This window comes from Rhodococcus sp. P3_B8, assembly GCF_056402775.1.
Window position 1 is genome coordinate 1 of the sequence record NZ_JBFUGT010000645.1, and the last position, 1,137, is coordinate 1,137.

The 1,137-nt window shown below is 66.7% G+C and carries 1 protein-coding gene and 1 pseudogene; both read right to left on the minus strand.

Going from position 1 to position 1,137, the window contains the following annotated elements:
- Positions 1-207 (minus strand): annotated as a pseudogene (locus tag AC1D1G_RS45430) (carbohydrate ABC transporter permease); the annotation flags it as partial.
- A 2-nt stretch (positions 208-209) separates the two neighbouring features.
- Positions 210-1,137: carbohydrate ABC transporter permease (locus AC1D1G_RS45435; protein ID WP_477956964.1), on the minus strand; the 928-nt coding region annotated here is incomplete at its 5' end.

Genomic DNA, 1,137 nt, shown 5'->3' on the forward strand with positions numbered 1-1,137 from the left:
GATCAGCAGGGGTGTCACCTCGGCGACGCGCCAGGCGTCGAGGAAGTTGTGCCACTGCGGGTTCGAAGGCCACGACAGTCCCACGGGGACGGTGCCCTGCGGTTGCAGCGCCGCCGACAGCATGCTCAGCAACGGCAGGATCGAGAAGATCATGGTGCCCAGCAGCAGCGCGAGCCCGGGGATGCGTTGGCGTACGGAAGTTTTCATGATCATTTCTCTCTGAAGATGCGCTGGATCGGCAAGATGACCAGCAGGATCAGCCCGGTGAGGACGACGGCGAGCGCGCTGGCGAGGCCGACCCGGGATTCGGTGAAACCAAGCTGGTAGACGAGGACACCGGGAACGGTGGTCGCGTAGCCGGGTCCGCCCTGGGTGGACATGAACACGATGTCGAAGCTGGCCAGGGCGGCGATGATGGTGACGGTGACGCAGACCCCGATTTCGGCCCGCAGAGCGGGAACGGTGACGTAGCGGAAGGTGCTGAAGAAGCCGGCACCGTCGAGTCGGGCCGCTTCGTAGATCGCGATGTCGATCTTGCCGATGCCGGCCATGAGCAGGATGGTGCAGAATCCGAGCCCGAGCCAGGTGCCGATGACGCCGACGGCGGGCAGCGCCCAGTCGAAGTCGCCGAGCCACGACCGGGTGAGCCCGTCCAGGCCGACGGCTGAGAGCAGTTGGTTCACGGTGCCGTTGCTCGAGAACATCCACACCCAGGCGACCGCGGCCGCGGCGCCGGGGATGATCTGCGGCAGGAACAGCAACGTGCGGGTCATTGTTCCGAGGCCGCGGATGCGGATCTCCTGGAGCAGGGCGGCGACGAGAAGTCCGCCGATGACCGGGAAGACGGTGAAGAAGGCGATGAGGAAGAACGCGTGCCCGATCGAGGACAGCAACTGCGGGTCGGTGAGCACACGGCCGTAGTTGCCGAGTCCCACCCAGCTACCGACCGAGATGCCGTCCCAGTTGTAGAGGGAGTACCAGATGGTGGTCAGCAGCGGCCGCAGCACGAACACGGTGTACACCAGCGCCGCTGGGAGGACGAACAGCCATCCGGTCAGGGCTCGTTTGGCACGGTGCCCCCGGTCGGGCCGGGTTGCGGCGCGGTGACCGAACGCCCGGACGGGGGAGGTCTGGGGG